At 56.8% G+C, this 22,445-nt stretch carries 20 protein-coding genes and 1 tRNA gene; 11 read left to right on the top strand and 10 right to left on the bottom strand.

Annotated elements, in window-relative coordinates; translation table 11 throughout:
* Window position 1: 1 nt before the first annotated feature.
* The 3 genes from cydX to DW349_RS09515 are packed head-to-tail and all read right to left on the bottom strand — an operon-like array spanning window position 2 to window position 2,837.
* The gene (gene cydX, locus DW349_RS09525) at window positions 2-121 is read right to left on the bottom strand and encodes a cytochrome bd-I oxidase subunit CydX (RefSeq protein ID WP_108125398.1); all 120 of its coding nucleotides are present in this window, start codon (window positions 119-121) and stop codon (window positions 2-4) included.
* A gap of 11 nt (window positions 122-132) precedes the next feature.
* A complete protein-coding gene (gene cydB, locus DW349_RS09520; RefSeq protein WP_108125397.1) occupies window positions 133-1,275 on the bottom strand; it encodes a cytochrome d ubiquinol oxidase subunit II in 1,143 nt (380 codons plus the stop codon).
* Entirely contained in the window at window positions 1,272-2,837 is a 1,566-nt protein-coding gene (locus DW349_RS09515) for a cytochrome ubiquinol oxidase subunit I (RefSeq protein ID WP_108125396.1), read from the bottom strand. The genes cydB and DW349_RS09515 overlap by 4 nt, the downstream gene beginning before the upstream one ends.
* 297 nt (window positions 2,838-3,134) lie before the next feature.
* Here DW349_RS09515 and DW349_RS09510 point away from each other — a divergent pair, with 297 nt between their 5' ends.
* A complete protein-coding gene (locus DW349_RS09510; protein WP_108125395.1) occupies window positions 3,135-3,836 on the top strand; it encodes a hypothetical protein in 702 nt (233 codons plus the stop codon).
* Between the two features lie 36 nt (window positions 3,837-3,872).
* On the opposite strand, the gene metH is transcribed toward DW349_RS09510, so the two are convergent.
* Together metH and DW349_RS17645 are read right to left on the bottom strand one after the other, a co-directional pair.
* A complete protein-coding gene (gene metH, locus DW349_RS09505) occupies window positions 3,873-6,587 on the bottom strand; it encodes a methionine synthase (protein ID WP_306418320.1) in 2,715 nt (904 codons plus the stop codon).
* Window positions 6,577-7,617 carry a homocysteine S-methyltransferase family protein gene (locus DW349_RS17645; RefSeq protein ID WP_306418319.1) on the bottom strand — a complete coding sequence of 347 codons (1,041 nt, stop codon included), beginning with the start codon at window positions 7,615-7,617 and terminating at the stop codon, window positions 6,577-6,579. The genes metH and DW349_RS17645 overlap by 11 nt, the downstream gene beginning before the upstream one ends.
* 354 nt (window positions 7,618-7,971) lie before the next feature.
* Here DW349_RS17645 and nfuA point away from each other — a divergent pair, with 354 nt between their 5' ends.
* The 3 genes from nfuA to DW349_RS09490 all read left to right on the top strand — a co-directional run bounded on the left by nfuA (window position 7,972) and on the right by DW349_RS09490 (window position 9,774).
* A complete protein-coding gene (nfuA, locus tag DW349_RS09500) occupies window positions 7,972-8,565 on the top strand; it encodes a Fe-S biogenesis protein NfuA (protein WP_108125394.1) in 594 nt (197 codons plus the stop codon).
* 444 nt (window positions 8,566-9,009) lie between these two features.
* Window positions 9,010-9,288, top strand: a complete 279-nt coding sequence (locus DW349_RS09495; protein ID WP_157954321.1) for an ElaB/YgaM/YqjD family protein — start codon at window positions 9,010-9,012, stop codon at window positions 9,286-9,288.
* A gap of 27 nt (window positions 9,289-9,315) precedes the next feature.
* Complete coding sequence (locus DW349_RS09490; protein WP_157954320.1) at window positions 9,316-9,774, top strand: magnesium transporter CorA family protein; 459 nt, start codon at window positions 9,316-9,318, stop codon at window positions 9,772-9,774.
* A 49-nt stretch (window positions 9,775-9,823) separates the two neighbouring features.
* On the opposite strand, the gene DW349_RS09485 is transcribed toward DW349_RS09490, so the two are convergent.
* The 3 genes from DW349_RS09485 to DW349_RS09475 are packed head-to-tail and all read right to left on the bottom strand — an operon-like array spanning window position 9,824 to window position 12,149.
* On the bottom strand, window positions 9,824-10,420 hold the full coding sequence (locus DW349_RS09485) for a DNA-J related domain-containing protein (RefSeq protein WP_108125391.1): 597 nt from the start codon (window positions 10,418-10,420) through the stop codon (window positions 9,824-9,826).
* Window positions 10,420-11,280: a D-hexose-6-phosphate mutarotase gene (locus DW349_RS09480; protein WP_157954319.1), complete on the bottom strand. Its 861-nt coding sequence runs from the start codon at window positions 11,278-11,280 to the stop codon at window positions 10,420-10,422. The genes DW349_RS09485 and DW349_RS09480 overlap by 1 nt, the downstream gene beginning before the upstream one ends.
* A complete protein-coding gene (locus DW349_RS09475; protein WP_157954318.1) occupies window positions 11,277-12,149 on the bottom strand; it encodes a DUF1853 family protein in 873 nt (290 codons plus the stop codon). Before DW349_RS09475 ends, DW349_RS09480 begins: the two co-directional genes overlap by 4 nt.
* 54 nt (window positions 12,150-12,203) lie before the next feature.
* On the opposite strand from DW349_RS09475, the gene DW349_RS09470 reads away from it, so the two are divergent.
* The 6 genes from DW349_RS09470 to DW349_RS09445 all read left to right on the top strand — a co-directional run bounded on the left by DW349_RS09470 (window position 12,204) and on the right by DW349_RS09445 (window position 17,739).
* Window positions 12,204-13,109, top strand: a complete 906-nt coding sequence (locus DW349_RS09470; protein ID WP_108125388.1) for an NAD(+) kinase — start codon at window positions 12,204-12,206, stop codon at window positions 13,107-13,109.
* A gap of 28 nt (window positions 13,110-13,137) precedes the next feature.
* Entirely contained in the window at window positions 13,138-13,431 is a 294-nt protein-coding gene (locus tag DW349_RS09465; RefSeq protein ID WP_108125387.1) for a YeaC family protein, read from the top strand.
* Window positions 13,428-14,282, top strand: a complete 855-nt coding sequence (locus tag DW349_RS09460) for a DUF2797 domain-containing protein (protein WP_108125386.1) — start codon at window positions 13,428-13,430, stop codon at window positions 14,280-14,282. The genes DW349_RS09465 and DW349_RS09460 overlap by 4 nt, the downstream gene beginning before the upstream one ends.
* Before the next feature lie 62 nt (window positions 14,283-14,344).
* A complete protein-coding gene (pepN, locus tag DW349_RS09455; protein WP_108125385.1) occupies window positions 14,345-16,978 on the top strand; it encodes an aminopeptidase N in 2,634 nt (877 codons plus the stop codon).
* Window positions 16,979-17,111: 133 nt separating this feature from the next.
* Window positions 17,112-17,187 (top strand) — tRNA-Ala (locus DW349_RS09450).
* Between the two features lie 162 nt (window positions 17,188-17,349).
* Window positions 17,350-17,739 (top strand): hypothetical protein, encoded by a 390-nt coding sequence (locus DW349_RS09445; protein ID WP_108125384.1) that lies wholly within the window; start codon window positions 17,350-17,352, stop codon window positions 17,737-17,739.
* A 94-nt stretch (window positions 17,740-17,833) separates the two neighbouring features.
* Here the strand turns inward: DW349_RS09445 and DW349_RS09440 are convergent, their stop codons facing one another.
* Complete coding sequence (locus DW349_RS09440; protein ID WP_108125383.1) at window positions 17,834-18,313, bottom strand: hypothetical protein; 480 nt, start codon at window positions 18,311-18,313, stop codon at window positions 17,834-17,836.
* A 180-nt stretch (window positions 18,314-18,493) separates the two neighbouring features.
* On the opposite strand from DW349_RS09440, the gene DW349_RS09435 reads away from it, so the two are divergent.
* Window positions 18,494-20,140 carry an AMP-binding protein gene (locus DW349_RS09435; protein WP_108125382.1) on the top strand — a complete coding sequence of 549 codons (1,647 nt, stop codon included), beginning with the start codon at window positions 18,494-18,496 and terminating at the stop codon, window positions 20,138-20,140.
* 44 nt (window positions 20,141-20,184) lie between these two features.
* On the opposite strand, the gene DW349_RS09430 is transcribed toward DW349_RS09435, so the two are convergent.
* A complete protein-coding gene (locus DW349_RS09430; RefSeq protein ID WP_108125381.1) occupies window positions 20,185-22,419 on the bottom strand; it encodes a patatin-like phospholipase family protein in 2,235 nt (744 codons plus the stop codon).
* Between the last annotated feature and the right edge of the window lie 26 nt (window positions 22,420-22,445).

Genomic DNA, 22,445 nt, shown 5'->3' with positions numbered 1-22,445 from the left:
ATCAGACGTTGTCCTGATCCAGTGGCCGGTCCAGGTTCTCAGTCGCTTCCAGCCACATGGCGTTGATGATGCCGAAACTGCAGGCCAGCAACACGCCGAGAATCCAGGTGAAATACCACATAGTCGGTCTCCTCAATACAGAGTGTGGGCCTGGCCGGCGGCTAAATCCTGTTCACGGATGCGGCCGCGCATGGTCCAGAAACTCCAGGCGGTATACGCCAGGATGATGGGCACGAAAATCAACGCAACGACAAACATGATCATCAACGTTGTCTCACTGGAAGACGCGTCCCAAACGGTCAGCGACATGCTCGGGTTGGCCGAACTTGGCAGCATGAACGGGAACAGTGAACCACCGGCAGTAAAGATGATGCCCGCCATCGCCAGACTGCTACTGACAAACGCCCAACCGCTGTGACCCACCCGGCTCAGCCAGGCGGTGCCCAATGCGGCGGCGATGCCAATCACCGGGGCCAGAATCAACAGCGGGAAGCGACCGTAGTTGGCAAGCCAGGCGCCGGCTTCGCGAACAGCGGTGCTGTTCATCGGGTTAGACGGACCATCGGTGACAACGGCACCCGTCATCACATAACCGTCGATGCCGAAGGCGACCCAAATGCCGGCCAGCGCAAACAGCACGGCCGTGGCGATGCCCAACACAAAGGCGACAAAGCGAGCGCGTTCCAGCAACACACCGTCAGTTTTCAGTTGCAGCCAGGTTGCACCGTGCATCAGCAGCATGGCGACACTGACCAGACCGGCCAGGATGGCGAACGGGTTCAACAAGCCAAAGAAAGAGCCGTGGTAGGTCACTTTCAAGACGTTATCGAAGGTGAACGGTACGCCCTGAATGACGTTGCCAAAGGCGACGCCGAAGATCAGCGCCGGTACAAAACCGCCGGCAAACAGCGCCCAGTCCCAGGCTTTGCGCCAGGTTGGGTTGTCGAGTTTGGAGCGGTAATCGAAACCGATCGGGCGCATCCACAAGGCGGCCAGCGTTACGAACAACGCCAGGTAGAAGCCGGAAAACGCCGTGGCGTAGATAAACGGAAAGGCCGCGAAAATGGCGCCGCCGGCGGTAATGAACCACACCTGATTGCCGTCCCAGTGTGGGCCAATGGTGTTGATCATTACGCGGCGTTCGTCGTCGGTGCGGCCAACCAAGGTCAGCAGCGCGCCAACGCCCAGGTCAAAGCCATCGGCGATGGCAAAGCCGATCAGCAGCACGCCAACCAGTAACCACCAGATGATGCGTAGCAGTTCGTAATCGATCATGACTGCACTCCTTTCAGACCGTAATCCGCAGTGGTTTGCGCAGCGTCGCCGTCGGTCGGGCCTTTACGGGCAAACTTCTGCATCAGATAGAAACCAAGAATGAACATGACGGTGTAGAACAAGGTGATGCCGGCCAGTGTCAGCACCACATCGCTGACCGCCAGGTTGGATACCGCCGTGTGCACCGGCAGCACTTCGGCAATCGCCCAAGGCTGACGGCCGTACTCAGCGACAAACCAGCCGGCTTCGCAGGCAATCCACGGCAGCGGCAGCGAGAACAGCGCCAGCTTCAGGAACCAGCGCGGCTTGGCAATGGTGTGGCGCGTGCTCAGCCAGAAGGCGTACAAGAACAAGGCCAGCATCAGGAAGCCACTGGCAACCATGATGCGGAAACTCCAGAACAACGGCGCCACTTTCGGGATGCTGTATTCAACGGCGTTGTCGATGGCTGCGGCCGACGGATTGGTGATGTCGTCGGTGAAAGGTTGCAGCAGCATGGCGTAACCGAGGTCGTCTTTATGGGCTTCAAAGACGGCTTGTTCGGCTTCGGTAGCGGTACCGGCGCGCATGTCATCGAGCAAAGCATAGGCTTCGACACCGCTGATGATGCGTTCGCGGTGGATCTCTTTCAGATCTTTGATGCCGAGCACTTCTTCATCCAAAGAACGCGTCGCGATGATGCCCATAACCCAGGGAATCTTCACCGCCAGATCGGTGGATTCGGTTTCGTCGTTGGGAAAGCCGATCAAGGTGAAACCTGCCGGTGCCGGTTCGGTTTCCCATTCGGCTTCAACGGCGGCCAGTTTCACTTGCTGAACGTCGCCCAGCTCGTAGCCGCTTTCGTCACCCAGAATGATGACTGACAACGTGGACGCCAGACCAAAGCTCGCGGCAATGGCAAAAGAGCGCCGGGCGAAGGAAACGTGGCGGTTGCGCAACAAGTAGTAAGAAGAAATTGCCAGCACAAAAATGGACGCGGTGACGTAGCCAGCAGAAACGGTGTGCACGAATTTCACCTGCGCGACCGGGTTCAGCAATACCTCGGCGAAGCTCTGCATTTCCATACGCATGGTGTCGATGTTCAGCGCACTGCCGATGGGGTATTGCATCCAGCCGTTGGCGATCAGAATCCACAGCGCCGACAGGTTGGAACCCAGCGCAACCAGCCAGGTAACGGCCAAATGCTGCACCTTGGTCAAACGGTCCCAGCCGAAGAAGAACAAGCCGATGAAAGTCGATTCGAGGAAGAACGCCATCAAACCTTCAATGGCCAAAGGCGCGCCAAAAATATCGCCCACGTAGTGCGAGTAATACGACCAGTTCATGCCGAACTGGAATTCCATGGTGATGCCCGTAGCGACACCGAGCGCGAAGTTGATGCCGAACAACTTGCCCCAGAATTTGGTCATGTCGCGATAAATGGCTTTGCCCGTCATCACATAGACGGATTCCATAATCGCCAACATAAACGTCATGCCCAGGGTGAGCGGCACGAAAATAAAGTGGTACATGGCTGTCAGGGCGAACTGCAGCCGGGATAGCTCGATCAGGGTTTCATTCATGGTCACATCCTCAGAGACCGGGAATGGATTGGCCGGCACGACGGCCGGTCGGTTTGGAGTTTGCGATGGCAACTATGTCGTAAGCCAAACAAGCGGACCTTGACCTGAGTCAACATGCCGTAAAGGCGACGACCTTCGCAGGTATAGCACAGGCCATTTGGTGCCGGGCGGACAGAAGCGCGTCCAACGCATTCAATGCCCGAGTCACCCGGCCGATAGTGCTGTGATCACGACCAGCAAAGGTCTCATGGGATGAACAGGAAGGGCCAAGATGGAAGAGCAAAGGAGATTGATGCGATGGCGCTGATCGTCAACAACGTCAGCCTGAATCAGGTGCAGGGCGAGCCGGCTGTCGCGACCACATCGAACCAACCGATCATCGAAGGCGCGCCTGCGCCGCAACCGGATTTGTCGGACTTCAGTCCCGGTTCGGACATCACGCTCGAAACCGTTTCGCCAAAGCCCACACCGGAACAGCAATGGGCGGACGCCAACGCCAGGATGGAGGCCTTCCGCTATGGCTTGGGGCCATTGCGAGTGTTGGCGTCGGCGGCGCTGGAAAAAACCGAACAGTTAAATGAGCTGGTCTCAGTGTTTGCGCCCGAACTGGACGGCCATGATTGGGACATCAGTGTGGACGCAAATGGCGACACCGTTGTGTTAGGCGAACGGGTGACCGGCGAGCAGGCGGCTTTTCTTAAAAGCGCCTCGACTTCGTTGGGGTTGGAAAAAGCGATGTCGGATTATCTGGACGGTGTGCTGGAAATGATCGACATCAGCCGGAGTGGCTCAGGCACCGCCGGCACCTGGGATGTGACCGCAGACAACTTCAAAGATGTCTTTCGTTTCCGGGAATTTCTCGATCTCACTCAGCCGCCGACCGGGCCATTTGGTGGCAGCACCGACGGCACGTATCTGAGCACTTACCAGGCGTTGCTGGAACAGTTGTCGGCACGTGCCAGCCGGGTGCCGACAACCGGAATTTCCGCGTACATCTGAAATGCATCGGATTAAGGTGCCGGAGTCTTCTCCGGCTTAGAGTTCGTCGTAACCCAGGGTTGGGCGCAGCCAGCGTTCGGCGGTGTCCTGATCCCAGCCTTTGCGATTGGCGTAGTCTTCAACCTGATCGCGGTCGATTTTTCCCAGGCCAAAATAACGCGCTTCCGGGTGTGCGAAATACCAGCCACTGACCGACGATGCCGGCAGCATGGCGTAGCTGTCGGTCAGTTCGGTGCCGGTGGCGGCGCTGGCATCGAGCAGTTCAAACAAGGTCGCTTTTTCGCTGTGTTCAGGGCAGGCCGGGTAGCCGGGAGCGGGGCGGATGCCCTGATATTTTTCGGCGATCAGCGCTTCGTTATCCAGCACTTCATCGCTGGCGTATCCCCAGAATTCCTTGCGCACTTTTTCGTGCATCAATTCGGCAAAGGCTTCGGCGAAACGGTCGGCCAGGGCTTTGACCAGGATGGCGTTGTAGTCGTCATGGTCGGCTTCAAACCGTTTGGCGAGTTCGTCGGCGCCGTGGCAGCTGACCACGAAAGCACCCATATAATCTTTAACGCCACTGTCGGCCGGGGCGATAAAATCGGCCAGCGAGCGGTAGGCGCGGCCTTCGGGTCGGTCGGCTTGTTGGCGCAGGTGATTCAGAGTGGCGGCGGTTTCAGTGCGGGTATCGTCTTTGAATAATTGCGTGACGTCGCCGGGCAGGGCAGCCGCTGGATAAAAGCCGATCACGGCATCGCATTGCAGCGTTTGGTCGGCAATGAGTTGGTCCAACATTTCCTGGGCATCGTGAAACAATTTCGTGGCTTCTTCGCCGACGATTTCGTCATCGAGAATGCGTGGATATTTGCCGTGCAATTCCCAGGTTTTAAAAAACGGCGTCCAGTCAAAGCGTTCGCGAATTTCGGCGAGCGGATAATTCTTGAAGGTCCGGTTGCCAATAAATTGTGGCGTGGTGGGGCGGTAGTTCGACCAGTCGGGTTGGAAACGTCGCGCACGTGCTTCGCTCAATGGGGTGAAGATTTTCGAGCCGCGTTTACGCGCGTTGGCTTCCCGCACGCCTTGGTATTCGTCCTGCAAATTGGCAACGAAAGTGGCCTTGTTGGTCGACAACAACTGACTGACCACAGGCACCGATTTGGACGCGTCCAATACGTGCACCACCGGCTCGTTGTATTGCGGTTCAATCTTCACCGCCGTGTGCACTTTCGATGTCGTCGCGCCGCCGATCAACAACGGCAGCGTCATGTTTCGTTTTTGCATCAACTGAGCAACGTTGACCATTTCGTCCAGTGACGGTGTGATCAGACCCGATAAACCAATCACATCGGCGTTGTGTTTTTCCGCCGCATCGAGAATGTCTTCGGCCGGCACCATAACGCCCAGGTCAATCACTTCGTAGTTGTTGCACGACAGCACGACACCAACGATGTTCTTGCCGATGTCGTGCACGTCGCCTTTCACCGTCGCCATGATGATGACGCCGTTGCTTTCACCTTCGGTGCCAGACAGACGTTTTTCTTCTTCGATGTAAGGCAATAAATAAGCGACGGCTTTTTTCATGACCCGCGCGCTTTTTACCACCTGCGGCAGAAACATTTTGCCGGCGCCGAACAGATCGCCGACCACGTTCATGCCATCCATTAATGGACCTTCGATCACATCCAAGGGCTTGTTGGCGGCCTGGCGTGCTTCTTCGGTATCGACGTCGATAAAGTCGGTGATGCCTTTTACCAGGGCGTGCGTCAGACGTTCCTGCAAGCCCCATTCGCGCCATTTCAGTTTGTCGGTGTCTTTGGCGGTGCTGGCGTTTTCTTTGACGGATTCGGCGAATTCGACCAACCGTTCGGCGGCGTCTTCGCGGCGGTTAAGAACGACGTCTTCGACGTGTTCGAGCAGGTCGGCCGGGATGTCGTCGTAAATGGTCAGCATGCCGGCGTTGACGATGCCCATGTCCATGCCGGCTTTAATGGCGTGATACAAAAAGACCGAGTGCATGGCTTCGCGCACGGTGTCGTTGCCGCGGAACGAAAATGACACGTTCGAGACGCCGCCGGACACTTTGGCACCGGGCAGGTTTTCTTTGATCCAGCGTGTAGCGGCAAAAAAATCGACGCAGTAATGGTTGTGCTCGGGAATGCCGGTGGCGACCGGGAAGATGTTCGGATCGAAGACAATATCCTGCGGCGGGAAACCGACTTCATCGACCAATAAACGGTACGAGCGTTCGCAGATTTCGATGCGTCGTTCGTAGGTGTCGGCCTGGCCGTCGGTGTCGAACGCCATGACCACCACTGCCGCGCCGTAGAGTTTGATGCGACGGGCCTGTCGCAGAAACGGTTCTTCGCCTTCCTTCAAGGAAATGGAGTTGACGATGGCCTTGCCTTGCACGCATTTGAGGCCCGCTTCGATGATCGACCATTTGGACGAGTCGATCATAAACGGCACTTTGGCAACGTCGGGTTCCGATGCCAGCAAGTTCAGATAACGCACCATGGCGGCTTCGCCGTCGAGCATGGCGTCGTCCATATTGACGTCGATGATCTGAGCGCCGTCTTCCACCTGAACGCGAGCGATATCGACCGCTTCTTCGTAATTCTCTTCCTGAATCAGCCGCGCGAATTTGCGCGAGCCGGTGACGTTGGAACGCTCGCCGACATTGACGAAACCGGTGGTGGTGTTGACGACCAGCGGTTCCAGGCCGCTGAGTACCATGTCGGGCACTTTCCTGTGCGCAGTATTAGTCGGCATCAACAACCTCCGCCTTCGGCTGGCGGGGCGTGTAGCGATCGGCCAGGGCTTTCAGCTCGGCCAGATGCGCCGGCGTTGTGCCACAGCAACCGCCGATGATGTTGACGTGGCCTTCGGCCAGAAAGGGTTCCACCTGGGCAGCCATTTGCGCCGGGTCTTGATCGTATTCACCGAATTCGTTGGGCAGGCCGGCGTTGGGGTGGGCCGAGACCAGACAATCGGCGTGTTTATCGAGCGCGATGATGTGCGGCAGCATGTCTTCGGCACCGAGCGCACAGTTCAGACCGATGCTGAACAATTCACCGTGTTGCAGCGACACCCAGAAGGCTTCCGGTGTCTGGCCGGAGAGCGTACGGCCACTGGCGTCGGTGATGGTGCCGGAGACCATCAGCGGTAAATCGAGACCGCGCTCCTGTTTCAATTGCAGCACCGCAAAGACAGCGGCTTTGGCGTTCAGCGTATCGAAGACGGTTTCCACCATGATGATATCGACGCCGCCTTCAACCAAAGCTTCAGCGGCTTGGCGGTAAGCGGTGACCAGATCGTCGAAGCTGACCAGGCGCTTGCCTGGGTCGTTTACGTCCGGTGAGATGGATGCGGTGCGGTTGGTCGGGCCCAAGCAACCGACCACAAAGCGCGGCTGGTCCGGTGTTTTTTCTGTCCAGCGATCGGCGCTGCGGCGGGCGCATTGAGCCGCGGCGATGTTGATGTCGCGTACCGCGTATTCCAGGCCGTAATCGGCCTGAGCGATGGTGGTGGCGCTGAAGGCGTTGGTGCAGGCGAAGTCGCAACCGACGGCGAAAAACGAATCGTGAATTTGTTCGATGATGTCCGGCCGAGTCAGTGACAACAGGTCGTTGTTGCCTTTGAGCGGGCTGGGGTGATCTTCAAAATGGCCTTTGCGGAAATCGGCTTCGTCCAGCGGATAGCCTTGAATGGAGGTGCCCATGGCACCGTCGAGCACCATGACGCGCTGACGCAGAATCTGGTGGAGGCGTTCGGAAACAGGAGCTGAATTGGCTGCGGTCATCGAAGGTTCGCTATTGAAAATGAATGGTTGTGCGAGCGCTGCGATTCTGGCGACCGCTAGCGGCTGACTATGAAACACCAAAAACAGCCATCTTTCAATCTATATCAAAAAACTTTGATATAGAATATATACCGTTATCTTCTCTGTTTTCTGCTCTGACCTAGAGGTATTGCCGTTGTTCAAGCCAGCGTCTCCCGTCTCCCGTTAAGCGTCTTGCCCAAGCGACTTGAAAAGTCGCGCGCAAAACCCATCTACAATCCCGACCAAAACACTCAGGTATTCAGAGTCGTCGGACTTTTGGGTAGAATGCCCGCCGACTCGACCAAGACCTCGACCTTCCACGGAGTCAGTGGCATGGATATTCAAATGAACATCACCGAGTCGGCCCAGGAATACCTGGCCGGCTTGTTGGCAAAACAAAGTACCGACGGCGTGTCCGTGCGCATGTTTGTGACGCAGCCGGGTACCAAGTACGCCGAAACCTGTCTGGCGTATTGCCGGCCGGGCGAAGAGAAAGACAATGACGAAATCATCGAGCTGAGCCAGTTCCGCGTCTATCTGGAAAAGAACAGCCTGCCGTATCTGGATGAAGCGGTGGTCGATTTCGCCAAAGACCAGATGGGCGGTCAACTGACCATCAAGGCGCCCAACGCCAAGATGCCCAAGGTGACCAGCGACAGCCCGTTGCAGGATCAAATCAACTACATCCTGTTCACTGAGATTAATCCCGGCCTGGCGTCGCATGGTGGCGAAGTCAGTCTGGAAGAGCTGACCGACGAGAAGGTTGCCGTACTGCGTTTTGGCGGTGGCTGCCAGGGTTGTTCGGCGGTTGATATTACGTTGAAAAACGGCGTTGAGGCTACCTTGTTGGAAAAAGTCCCTGGGTTGGCTGGCATTCGCGATGTGACCGACCATACGGTGACCGAAAACGCTTATTATCAGGCATAAGTTGATACGTAAGTGATACAAGCCTCATAAGTGGTCGTCTGTAATGAATCGGGCGACCACTTTGTTTCCCTCCCTCTTTTATTGTCTATCGTCACTTCTTCTTCAGAGTTTCGCTTGAGTCAGCTCAGTGAGTTTGGCGAAAAGCGCTGTCGTATCCTGTTTTTTTATTGCCAAAACTGCGACCAGTTTTTTTGCTGAATAGAGATCATCGTCACAGCAATATTTGGCTGATTTTCTGAAGCAATTTGGTTTTACGGAACCAAGTCTCATTTTCAATCACTGTTTGTAAAACAAGCGTCTATTGACCACGCTCTTGTCTTGAAATGCCTTGTCAGAAGCTCACCTTTTATCGTGCACGTTCGCCGCTAAGCTGCGGTTTTAATGGGGCGCAATGCTCGAAATATTTATTCAGAGCGTTCGTTTAATAGAAAAGGAGAGAGAATCATGGCAACTGAAAAAACATCCGATGAATTGGAGCAAGTCAAAGCCGAGTTATCAAAATTCAAAGAAGATTTATCGGACATCACCAGTTCGTTAAGGCAACTGACAGAACGCAAGGCCAGTGAAGGCCGCGAGCGAGTCAAGCGAGCTGCCAACAGTGCATCGGAGCCGGTTAGCAAAGCGCTGAATGAGGCGGAAGCTGAGATTGGTCATCATCCGCTGTCGTCAGTCGCGCTGTCTTTTGGCGTTGGCATGTTGCTTGGCAAGATCATGAGCAAGTAACCGAATGGGTGTGCAGACGAGATGAACATGTTGGCACAACTCAAGGTCCAGGCCGCGGGCGTGGGCCTTTTTTTAGTCGGTTTTGCGCTTGCCGGTGCCTGGTTTGGGGTGGCGTTATTTTTCGGCCTTGCTGAAATTATGCACCCGGCCTGGGCGGCCTTACTCACTGGCGCGACGACAACAGCGCTGGTGTTGTTGGTGATGGCCTGCCTGCGCTGGTATCGCTACAAGCAGCAACAGAAGCGTGCGTCGATGACCGAGGACATTGCTTTACCGGGTATGGAGGCGCTCTTGAACGGTCTTATTGACGACAGTTCTGCTCGCTTTATCCAGCAACATGCCGATCGTGCAACCGTGGTTGCGCTTATTTTGGGTGGGGTTGCCGGGTTCAGTCGTAAAAGCCGCACGGTGATGCTTTCTGTGCTCAAGGCTGTGACCGCTGCCGTGCAGGCCACTGAGTCGAGATCCGAAGACAGCACTCGCTAAGTGCGAAAGAAAACGTCCTTGGATCTTGCTGACCATCGCGCCACAGCGCTTAGTCTGTTTTGCTCTGGCTCGCCATCAGTTGCTCATAAGCGTTGCGAATGCGGTGAAACTCGTCCGGATCGCCGCCTTTATCCGGATGGTGCCGGTTGGCCAACTGGCGGTAGCGGGTACGAATGGTGTTGGTGTCGGCGTTATCGTCCAAGCCAAGTTCGGCCAATGCTTGTGGTCGGTTCTCTTCACCCAGCAAGCGCTTCCAGAAACCGTCGAGCAGTTCCTGCACGCTGGCGGTGGTTTCCCGTTTGAGATTACTCCAGTTCAGATAGTAGTCGCGCAGTGAGCTGTTTTGGCTCAACTGCTGACTGTCGCCGTCGCCAATCGGGCGGATGGCAATGTTCAACGGGCCGATATCCAGCAGGCAACGGCCGCTTTGCCACCAATCGTCCTGCAATCGATACAACACATGCATCAGCACAAAATGATGCTGGAACAGCAGCAGCGGGTCGGTCAGGTCGGGTTTGGGGTAAAGATCGGCGTATTGGTCGTCCAGTTGCTTGATCAGTTCGAACTCGCTCAACCCGGCCGGCGTCGCAGTCAGGCACTGGGCGACGGCATTCTTCAGTTCAGGCGGCAGGTTTGGGCTGTTCATCAATGGCTCTGTTCGCTGCTGATTTCGCAAATCAGTGTGTGGCTGTGACCGGGTTTGAGCAGCCGGGCGTCTTCGGCGGCGTTGGCCGTTTCCAGACACAGCATTCGCTGGTAATCATCAGGGTAGAAGCTCGACAGGGTTTTGCTCTTTTCGATCCAGGGGTTCCACACCACCATCGACCGGCTGCCCTGGCGTTTGATCTGAGTGATGTGACCATCGCCCCGATTCAGGCGGACCGTATCTCCACGGTCCAGCACAACACGGTCTACTTCCCGGTCAACTCGAAACTGAGTCGGCCAGGTGGCGGTCTGGCCGGTCAGTTTGTCGAGGTAGAACTGGCCGTCCAAACCGGCGATGGCGGCGCGGCTCAAATCCGTCACCGGGAAATAGCTGTGCAGTGCCTGACTCAACTGAAAGGGTTGAGAGCTGAGGTTGGTGGTGGTCATGGCCATCACCAGACTGTTGCCGACACTGAGCAACAGCTCAGCCCGGGCCCGATGCGGAAAACCCAGGTCCGTGCCGTCGGTTTCCAGCCACAGTTTCAGGTCGGTGCGCTGGTCGCTTTCCGCCAGTAGTTCCCAATCCCAGATGCGGGTACGGGCGACGCCATGGGCGGGCGCATTGGGCACGCTGTCGTGGTCGCCAAACCAGGGCCAGCAGATCGGAATGCCGCCGCGAATGGCGCGTCCGGGCTGAAATGTTTCGGCGCCGGACACCCAAAGCAGGTCGGGCTGGCCGTTGGGCTGAAAGGCCGTCAGATGGGCACCTTGAGTATAGAGTTCGGCGCGGCCAGCCTGGTTTTCGATGCTCAGACGCACCAGGCCGGAATCCAGGGTTGTTTCGCTCAGGGTGGTACTCAAGATTCGGTCTCCGACGTCGCAAAGCGTTGCAGAATACGGGCTTGGGCAGCGGCAGGCCAGTCGTCGGGGACGACAAACCAGTGTTGCGCCGGGCCATTGTCCAGCCGGCCGAAAAACTGGCCGGGCAATGGATGGCGTAAGCCGGTGTGCGCTTCGCGGTCGCGGTCGGCCAGCCAGTTGGCTTTGTTGACCCACTGGCCGGTAAAGGAATGGTGCTGGAAGTCGCTCAGGGTCAGCCAATGGCCGAGCGACGTTTGGTCAGACAGTGGTGATCGGGTTGCGATGGGGGCATCGAACGGCACGAATCCGCGTCCCAATGCCCAAACCTCGCTGCGTTGCGGAAACGGCAGGTCGGCCGGCCAGGCGTCGTGTTGGCGAGCCAATTCGGGCAGTCGACGTTGGTGCCGTTTCAGGCGTTGCGCCTTGAGCGCCAGGAAATCGCGGAGACCGGCGCCAATCCATAAATAGTCCGGGTTGAGGCCTTCCAGCTCTGGCAGTCGCAGATAAAACTTTAACGCTAGTTCCAGATGCAGGCACTCGCCAGTGCGCCGGTCTTCGACCAGTAAATCCAATTCACCCAGAGTCCGCTGTGGCACGGAAATGACACGGTTCTGCGCCAGAATCCGATACTGACCGCTGGCCGTTAATAAGGCTGCCGCCAAGGCTTCGAAGTAGGGGCCAAGACGACTCTGGCGACGTTGTTCCAGATCCGCCAGCGTTGCGTCGGGTAAGGCTTTGCTCAAGGGGTTGTTGCCCAGTACTGGCCGCCAGGCCAGAGCGGGGTCGGCCAGCAGAGCGGGGCTGTGTTGAACCCAGTCCAGATCGGCGCGCAAGGCGGCGCTGGGTAAGGGGTGAGCGGCTTCGTTCACCGGGACTCCATCTGGTATGCTTGCCGTCCTTTGACGATAACCGAAGCCATCTTGATGACCAAACCGATTGCTCCTGCCTCCTTCGACGCCATCGGAATCGTCGGCCGACTGGGCAGCGACAACGTCGCGCACACCGTGCAGCGCTTGACGCAATTGCTGAGTCGGGAAGGCAAGGCCTTTGCCGTGGATCGTCCGTTGGCGGAAGCGGTGGGCGATTTGAACGCCCGCCACATGAGCCGCGATGAACTGGGCGACTGGGCGGATCTGATCATCGTGGTCGGCGGTGATGGTACCCTGCTCGGCGCCGCGCGCGATCTGGCCCGCTTCGATGTGCCCTTGCTAGGCATCAACCGGGGGCGTTTGGGCTTTCTTACCGACATCATGCCGTTTGAGATGGAAGCCGGCGTTCTGGCGGTGCTGGCTGGCGATTACGTCGCCGAAGACCGTTTTCTGTTGCAGGCCCAGGTGGTGCGTGACGGCCAGTCCATGGACTCAGGCTGTGCCCTGAACGACGTGGTGCTGCACTCCGGTCAATCGATCCGCATGATCGAGTTTGAGCTTTATATCGACGATCAGTTTGTTTACAGCCAACGCTCGGACGGGCTGATTGTGTCTACCCCGACCGGTTCCACCGCCTACGCCATGTCCGCCGGTGGCCCGCTGGTGCACCCGAGTCTGGATGCCATGATTCTGGTGCCGATGTTCCCGCACAGCCTGAGTAACCGGCCGATTGTGGTCGGTGCCGACGCCCAACTGCGCATTCATGTGGGCCAGTCGACCATCGAAGCGCCACAGGTCAGTTGCGACGCCCAACACCATCTGGCGATTGAAGCGGGCGACGAACTGCACCTGAACCGTTACCCACACAAATTGCACCTGCTGCACCCAGCGGGTCACAACTATTATGAAATCTGCCGGACCAAGCTCGGCTGGGGCAACCCGCTGGAAGGTTCGGAGTAAGTCGGAATTTGAGATCGGAGTGTTCGCGATGAATTTTCAAGAGGTGGCGGCCAACCTGACGCCGGAAGTCTATCAGCGGCTCAAAGAGGCGGTGGAGCTGGGCAAATGGCCTAACGGCGATGCGCTCAGCCGCGACCAGAAAGCGCTGTGCCTGGAAGCGCTGATGACCTACGAAGCGAGTAATGGCGTGCCGGAAAAGGAACGCATTGGCTATATCGAACGCCCGGACGGGACGCACGCCAACCCCTTTGCCGATCGCGAAGACGGCAACGGCGATACCCAGCCGATCCGCATGATCGGTGACGGAGACACCCTGCAATGAATCACGACTTGTTCGCTCCGCAGGCCGGCGAAGAAGTGGCGCGCGGCAATCTGGAAAAAATGGTGACTCAGTCCGGCCAGCCGGTGAAATACGTTTTGGAATTGGGCGGCGCCAAAGTCGATATGAACGCACGTCTGGGCCAGCCCATTCGGCTGGAATTTACCGGCCAGATTCATTGCATTTATTGCGGCAAATTGACCAACAAGAGTTTTGGCCAGGGTTTTTGCTACGAACATTTTATGTCGTTGGCGCAATGCGACAGCTGCATCATGAGCCCGGAAAAATGCCATTTCCACGAAGGCACCTGCCGCGAGCCGGAATGGGGCGAAGCCAACTGCATGCAGTCGCACTACGTTTACCTGGCTAACGCCAGCGGCATCAAAGTCGGCATCACCCGTGGTAACCAGATTCCGACGCGTTGGATGGACCAGGGCGCGACCCAGGGCATGGTCATCGCGCGGGTCAGTTCGCGCCGCCTGGCTGGTTTGCTCGAAGTGATCTTCAAACAGCACGTCGATGACAAAACCAACTGGCGCACCATGCTCAAAGGCACCGCTGAACCGCTGGATTTGCCGGCCATTCGTGATCGTTTGTTTGCCGAGTGCCGCAGCGAACTGGACGCCGTACAACGTGAGTTCGGCATTCAGGCGGTGCAGTTGATCGGCCATGGCGAAATTCAGTCGCTGGAATATCCGGTACAAACGTATCCCGAAAAAGTCAGCAGTTTTAACCTCGACAAACAGCCGGTGGTTGAAGGCACTCTGGTCGGTATTAAAGGCCAGTACTGGATACTGGACACCGGCGTTATCAACATCCGTCGTCACACCGGCTATGAAGTTGTTTTAAGCTGATTCGACCTAATACTGTTATCCCCGAATTGATCTGTTATTAACACCCCGGAGCTAGAGCCACCATGCGTACCCAGGACCCGAAAACCATTCACCTGAAAGACTACCGCCAGCCGGATTTCTGGGTGAAGCACACCGACCTGACGGTGCGTATTTTCGACGACTACACCGAAGTCAGCTCGCAGTTGGCACTGAACAAAAATGCCAACACCCCGGGCCGTGAACTGGTCTTGAACGGCGTCGACCAGGAAATCATCGAGCTGAGCCTGAACGGCAAAACGCTGTCGCCGAGCGACTACCGGCTGGACGGTGAAAACCTGATTCTGAATTGTGCCGACGACGAGGCAGTATTTGCTGCCCGCACTCGTATTTACCCGCAGAACAACACTTCGCTGGAAGGGCTGTATCAGTCCGGTTCCATGTTCTGTACTCAGTGCGAAGCCGAAGGCTTCCGCAAAATCACGTTCTATCCGGATCGCCCGGATGTGATGGCAACCTTCACCACCCGCATCGAAGCCGACAAGAAGCGTTTCCCGGTATTGCTCGCCAATGGTAACCCGATTGAAGACGGCGATCTGGACGGCGGCCGTCACTTCGCAACCTGGAACGATCCGCATCCCAAGCCGAGTTATCTGTTCGCCATGGTGGCCGGTCAGTTAGCGCGCCAGGACGATACCTTCACCACCGCCAGCGGCCGGGAAGTCAGCCTGCGCATCTTTGTTGAGCCGCAGAACGCGCACAAAGTCGACTTCGCCTTGGCGTCGCTGAAAAAATCCATGCGTTGGGACGAAGAACGCTTTGGCCGTGAATACGACCTGGACCTGTTCATGATCGTCGCGTCCGACTTCTTCAACATGGGCGCGATGGAAAACAAAGGCCTGAACATCTTCAACAGCGCCGCCGTGCTGGCCACGCCCGATACCTCCAAAGACATGAGCTTCGAGCGCATCGAGGCCATCATCGCGCACGAGTATTTCCACAACTGGTCGGGCAACCGCGTGACCTGCCGCGACTGGTTCCAGTTGTCGCTGAAAGAAGGCTTCACCGTATTCCGCGACAGCGAATTCACCGCCGACATGCACGACCGCGCGGTGAAACGCATTGAAGACGTGATCGAACTGCGCGCGCGCCAATTCCCGGAAGACAACGGCCCGATGGCACACCCGGTGCGGCCATCGTCGTACATTGAGATCAACAACTTCTACACCTCGACCGTCTATGAAAAAGGCGCGGAAGTGGTGCGCATGATTCAGACATTGATCGGCCAGGAAGCCTTCCGCAAAGGCAGCGATTTGTATTTCGAACGCTTCGACGGCCAGGCGGTGACCACCGACGATTTCGTCGCCTGTATGAGCGAAGTCAGCGGCCGCGACCTGACGCAATTCAAACGCTGGTACAGCCAGGCCGGCACGCCGCGTCTGGCCGTCAGCGAACAGTTCGATGCCAACAGCCGTGAATACCGTCTGATGTTCCGCCAAAGCTGCCCGCCGACGCCCGGTCAGGATGAAAAATCGCCGTTTGTCATCCCGGTCAAGCTGGGCTTGTTGGGCGCCGACGGCCAGGATCTGCCGATCAATACCGACGCCGATTACAACGCCAACACTCAGGTGCTGACGCTGACCGAGGCGGAAACCACGGTCGTCTTCACCGGCGTGAACCAAAAACCCGTGCCCAGCCTGTTGCGCGATTTTTCCGCGCCGGTACGGCTGTCGTTCGACTACGCCGACGATCAACTGGCGTTCCTTGCCCGCAACGACGCCAACGGTTTCAACCGCTGGGATGCGCTGCAACAACTGTATCTGCGCAGCATTCTGCGCCTGGCCGAAGATCATCGCGCCGGCCGCGATCTGAGCGTGCCGTCGGTGTTGCTCGATACCGTCTCTCAGGTGGCCGGCGATGCCGAGCTGTCGCACGCCATTCGCGCGCGCATGCTGAGCCTGCCGGGTTACGCCATCCTCAAAGATGCGGTCGATGAAATTCACATCGATGCCCTGATCGCCGCCCGACGCAAAGTGGTTGAACGCATTGCCAGCGGCAACCGCGATCTGTGGCGTTCGCTGACCGAAAGCCTGGCCTCGACCGCACCGTATGAATTCAATGCCGCCGAAGCGGGCCGACGTGACCTGCAAGGCGTGGCGCTCTGGTACTGGCTGAAAGCCGGCGATCAGGCCGCCTTCGATTTCGCCGCCGACTTGTATCGCCAGGCCAGCAACCAGACCGACCGCAGCAACGCGCTGCGAGCGGTATTGGCCGGTGACGACCAGGCATTGCAGGACGACATGCTGAGCAGTTTCTACGAACGCTGGAAATCCGATAACCAGATGGTGGAACAGTGGTTGTCGTTGCAGGCGTCAGCTCCGGGCGTTACGGCGGCCGACATCGACGCCTTGATGCAACACGAAGCCTTCGACGTGAAAAACCCGAACAAGGTGCGTTCGGTAATCGGCGGCTTTGCCAACAACGTCGAGTGTTTCCACGATGCAGATGGCAACGGCTACCAATTGGTCGCCAACATGATCGCCAAGCTGAATGCGCTGAACCCGCAAATTGCCGCGCGACTGGTCACGCTGTTCTCGGACTGGAAACGTTTTGAACCGCAACGCCGCGGCCTGATGCAAGCTGCGCTGAAGCACATCCTCAGCACGCCGGACCTGTCGCGCGATGTGTTCGAAATGGCCGAACGGGCGCTCAAAGGCTGATCAGCAATCGGCCCAAGAGAGTAGGGTGCCAAGTCGTTGAAATTTCTATAAAAAACGGCTTGACACTCCACAGCGCCACCCGTAACATGCGCTTCGCTTTCGGGGCTCAGCACCCGCAAGCATGGCAAGACTTGGGGCTATAGCTCAGCTGGGAGAGCGCCTGCATGGCATGCAGGAGGTCAGCGGTTCGATCCCGCTTAGCTCCACCAAATTTGAAAAGCCGACCCGCAAGGGTCGGCTTTTTTTATGGTTTCGCTAAATGCCACTGTTAGCTCTGCAGAAATTTTGTATCGTTCCGTGTGATTAGGCGAATACTCGGATCCAAGGTTGTGTTGCCTTGTTCAGCGTTCAATACAAATAAAGAGGTTGCTATGAAATGCCTTTGTTGTGATACCGAGATCGAACTGCCTGGCAAGCGCAAAGGCCTATTCATTCGTCCGTCGAAGGTGCCAATTGAATGCCCGGTTTGTCAGTCTTCGTATCGGAATAATCAACTGCCGGTCTTGATCGGAAATCTGGTCATGATCTGGGTGGCGTTGATTGTCGGTCTGGTCTACCAACGATTTTTACTGGGGCTAGGGCTGGGTTTGCTGCTGATGTTGGTGATTGTCGATCCTTGGTTGCGGCGTAAACCCCTTGTCCTGGTTCACCCGACACGTCCTGTTATCCGCCAATCGGCAGCTTTAAATTCGGCATGGTTGCCGTTGCCGATCTTATTGATTGGGTTAGTAGTGGTCTGGTATTTCATGTTTCTGCGTTAAGCGCTGAAAGAAAATCCGCTTAAATTTCTCGTACGAATCGCCCGATTGATGTTCCGTCGCTGATAACGCTCACAGGCATTTGTCGCGTCATGGCTTAGAACAGTTCGGCTGCGGCATCGGTTGGTTCTTTGGATTCGGTAACTGAAGACTGTTGCAATTGCCGAACACTTTCCCGGCTGGCTTCCAATTGCTCCACCAGGATGGCGTTTCGTTCCACCAATTCCTGATTCTGTCGTTCTAACTGAGCGAGCCGATCAAGCCGTTCGTTGGCAGCTTCCAGGCGGGTCTGCGTCTCGGTGGCGGTGTTCGCCATGTCTTGATAATCACGGCGCATGCGTGCCAGATCTGCTTCGAGCGCTTCAATTACTGTCGCTACATCGGCTTGATCAGCGCTGAAACGAGTAAGGGCGCTGCTCAGGTGGGTGATGCGTTCGCGCAATTGTTGGTTTTCATCGCTCAGACTTGCCACGTTGGACGAACGCCATAACCCAATGATCAGCACCAAACCCAGCACCACTAAGGTGCCACTGATCAGGGCGATCCAGGTTTGGCGTCGGGACAGCGGACCTTGCATGGGGTAGCCAGCGGGGAATGTCGGGCCAGTTTAACCAAAGTTTCTGGGGCGGGTCATTGTCTGTTTGAAAGGTAAAGGTTGCTGCTAATATGAAAGCTCTCCCAACACAATCGTGTGATTTTGGCGTCAATAGGCAATACTGAGACGGTCCAAAAATAATCAAAAACAAAGGATGTCCCCATGACCTATACAACGCCTTTGCAAGAACTGGCTCGCCACGTTGCAGAACGTGGCGATCGGCCGTTTTTACATCAGCCGGTCAACCGGCAGCTGAAAATCTGGACCTGGAAAGAGGTGGATGACAACGCCCGGCGCATTGCTCAGGGGTTGCTGTCACTGGGTCTGCAATCGGGCGACAAGGTGGCAATTTTTGCCAAGAACAGCGCCGAGTGGTTCATCACCGATTGGGCCATCATGATGGCGGGCATGATCAGCGTGCCTATCTATGCCACGGCCGGTGCCGACACCATTCGCCATATCCTTGATGACAGTGGTGCCAAAGCGGTGTTTGTGGGGAAACTGGACGATTTTGCGGCGGGCAATGCCGTTTTCGATGGCGCCATTCCTCGTATTGCTTTTCCGTACCCCACCATCAATCACGATCACAACTGGGAAGACTGGGTTGCCCAACAGGCGCCATTGAACCCTATCGCTAATGTCGGCCTCGATGATGTTATGACGCTGGTGTACACCTCGGGCAGCACCGGAAAACCCAAGGGCGTGGTGTTGAAATTCCGCCAATACGCGGCCGCAGCGACCACCAACCGCGAACTGATCGGTATGAGAACTGACGACCGGGCGGTTTCTTATTTGCCGTTGGCGCACATCACTGAACGCGGCGTGGTGGAAGGCACGGCGTTGTACGCCGGTGGTGCGGTGTATTTTGTCGAATCGCTGGACACCTTTGTCGACGATCTCAAAGTGGCACGGCCGACGACGTTCTTGTCGGTGCCGCGATTGTGGACGCGTTTCCAGGTCGGTGTTCACGAAAAAATGCCCGAAGAGAAATTGCAGAAACTGCTGAAGTTGCCACTGATTGGCAAGCTGGTGGCGCACAAGATTCGCAAAGGATTGGGCTTGGCTTCGGTACACACTTTTGGCTCTGGTTCGGCGCCTATCGCACCCAGTCTGTTGCAGTGGTACCACGGCATCGGCGTCAATATCTGTGAAGGTTGGGGTATGACCGAAACCACTGGACTGTCGGCCAGTAACATCCCGTTTCAGGCTAGCCGCATGGGCACTATCGGTGACCCGTTGGCGTGTGTGGAAATGCGCATTGCCGACAACGGCGAATTGCTGATCCGTGGCGATGCGGTGTTTGAAGAGTATTACAACAACCCCGAAGCCACCGCGAACGCCTTTGCGGATGGCTGGTTCCGTACCGGTGATAAAGCCGAACGCACTGCCGATGGAGCCTACCGGATCATCGGTCGAGTGAAGGAAGAATTCAAAACCACCAAAGGCAAGTATGTGGCGCCGGTGCCGCTGGAAAGTCGCCTGTCGGGCAACGCCGATATTGAACAGGTGTGTGTGATGGGCGCTGGCCGCACTCAGCCGGCTGCCGTTGTGGTGCTGGCGGAACATCGCGCTGGCGCGGACCGGGAGGCGATGCGTGCGTCGTTGCGCAGAACGCTGGAAAGCTTGAATACCACCTTGGAAAGCCATCAGAAACTCGAAGGCATTCTGGTCGCTAAAGAGCCCTGGAACATTGAGAATGAACGGCTGACGCCAACGCTGAAATTGCGTCGTTCCTATTTGGAAGAGTTGTACAGCGACAGTTTGGGCGATTTGCGTGGCGGCGCTGTGATTTGGGAAGACGAGCGCTAAGTCGGCGCAGGGTTGAGTGGGTGCAATGCCCACTCAATCATCACTCAGAAGCGGTGCCCCAGCGTGAAATAAAAAGCGGTCCGGTTCAGACTGGCGTGGCCCAACGTTAATTGCATCTTACCTAACACGGTATCCATGCCCGCAAACAAGTTGGCTGCCGATACCCAATCACCCGGATTCACCATCAACTGATCTTCGATACGGCCGGCTTCAATGCCGCCGCCTAAGAAGAGCCCGCGACCGAAAAAGTCCGGCATATCCGACACCCGATAATAGTATTCCAGCGTCGCCAGTTGGTATTCCAATCCGGTCAACTGATTCAGACTCAAACCCGACAGCCGTCCCGGCCCGCCGAGTTTGTAACCGTCGTACAAATACAACTCATCGGTGTTATCGCCGAAGGTATCGCCCGCTTCCAGTTGCACGCTCAAATGATGTTTGCCGACGGAGAAGGGCTTGATCAGCTTGCCGGAAATTTTGGTGTAGTCGTCATCGGAGCCGAGCTCTTCGGCCGTTTCGTGTGCGTCCAGTCGAACCAGCAGTCCCCGGGTTGGGTAGCCGAAGGAATCCAACTGATCGTAGATGGCGTTGAAGCGATAACCGACCTGGAACAATTCAAAAGGTTCGGCCTCATCGGTTAGCAGGCCCAGATCGTGTTTGCCGGCTACGTCGGTGGTAAACACACCCAATCGAACCTCACCGTGAGCGCCGCCGAAACCCAGGTCAAAGCCGAGTTCGCTGGTGGTCAGGCGGGTGTTTCCAAGGTGGGTATTTTCCAGATAAATCTCGTTGAAATAGCGGCTGCTGCTGAGGTGCGCGGCAACAAAACTGCCGTCACTTAACGACCAGGGCTGAATGAATTCACCGCGAATTAAAAAGTCGGTTCCCAGGCGTACATCTATCCGCGCTTCGCCATTGCGAGCGTTGATCCAGGGCTGGTGATAACTGGTGCTGAGGTTGATCTCGGCCTGGCGTGAGTCGTCGGTGGCGACGTCCATGCCAAAGCGCAAACTGCCGTGCCCTTTGGGTTTTGAATCGGCGTAGATTTCGACCGTGCCGTAATCGTCCGAATCGTAGGTTTGCACCCGGTAACCCACATAAGTGAAATCGCCGCGACCGTAGATATTTGAAATGTCGGTGTGCAGTTTTGCCAGATCGAAATCGTCGCCGGCGCTGGTGGTGACATCTCGCATAATCACCCGGTCGTCAAAATCGAGATCCGGAACGGTGGTGATGCGGGTGATGTGAACATTGCCGCGTCGGCGGGCCTGCCGTTCGTCCTGCCAGCGCTGATATTCTTCAGCGGAGAGCGAGAGTTTTGTCAGCGCATCGTGTTGCAAGCGGGCGGCGATTTCGCCTTGATTGATGATGTCGACGTAACGTTCGAAATCGGCCGAACTGAAGTTTTCGGTATTGGGTTCAATCAGAACGTCGTCCCCGGACAGTTCGCTTTCCGATTGCAGCGAGTTTTGGCCCATCAGAATTTCGACTGAACGGTTGGCGACTTCGAAGGTGGAATTGTATTCGGCGTACCATTTGTCTTTGATGCGCAGGCTGACGCCGATAACGACATCGCCGCAGAGTTCCCGGCCGGCGCGTACCGGAAAGTTCTGCACCAGGCCGCCATCGACGTAGTGGCGGCCATCGATGGTCAGCGGCGCGATCAAGGCTGGAAGCGACATACTGGCGCGCATTGCCTGCGGCAAATTACCGGAACTGAAAACACGTTCTTCGCCGCTGCTCAGATCGGTGGCAACGGCGCGGTAGGGCGTGGGCAAGCTGTCAAAATCCAGGTCCACCACGGCGTATCCGGTGCCGATCAATTCCTTAATAAACAATTCGAACCGATAACCGGAAGCAATGCCGGTCGATGGCGTTGGCAAACCGTATTGCGTATCCACCGTAAAACCAAACAGGGAGCGATAGCTGTAGGCGCGCAGATTTTGTTGGATGGATTGGCGCGGTGGCCGTTCATTGAAAAATTCGACCAGGCTGTGTTCGTCCAGAATCGTTTCAATCTCAGCGGCGCTCATGCCGACGGAATACAGACCGCCAACCAAAGCGCCCATACTGGTGCCGACCACGCAGTCCACCGGCACGTGCAACTCTTCGAGCGTGCGCAACACACCAATATGCGACAGCCCGCGTGCGCCGCCGCCGGCCAGCACCAATGCAATCGACGGACGTTGTTGTGCGGTGTTTTCCGCCAGAGCGACGCCGGGCGTAACCAGCGCCGATAACAGCAAGCAGCACAGAAAAAGCGATTGGGGAACGCGCATGGGCCTTCAACGTCGAAATGTTCGGT

Origin of the sequence: Saccharospirillum mangrovi, from assembly GCF_003367315.1 — a bacterium.
In the GTDB taxonomy this organism is placed as follows: Bacteria; Pseudomonadota; Gammaproteobacteria; order Pseudomonadales; family Natronospirillaceae; genus Saccharospirillum; species Saccharospirillum mangrovi.
Note: the sequence above shows the minus strand (reverse complement) of the source record. Positions and strands in the feature narration are given on the sequence as shown.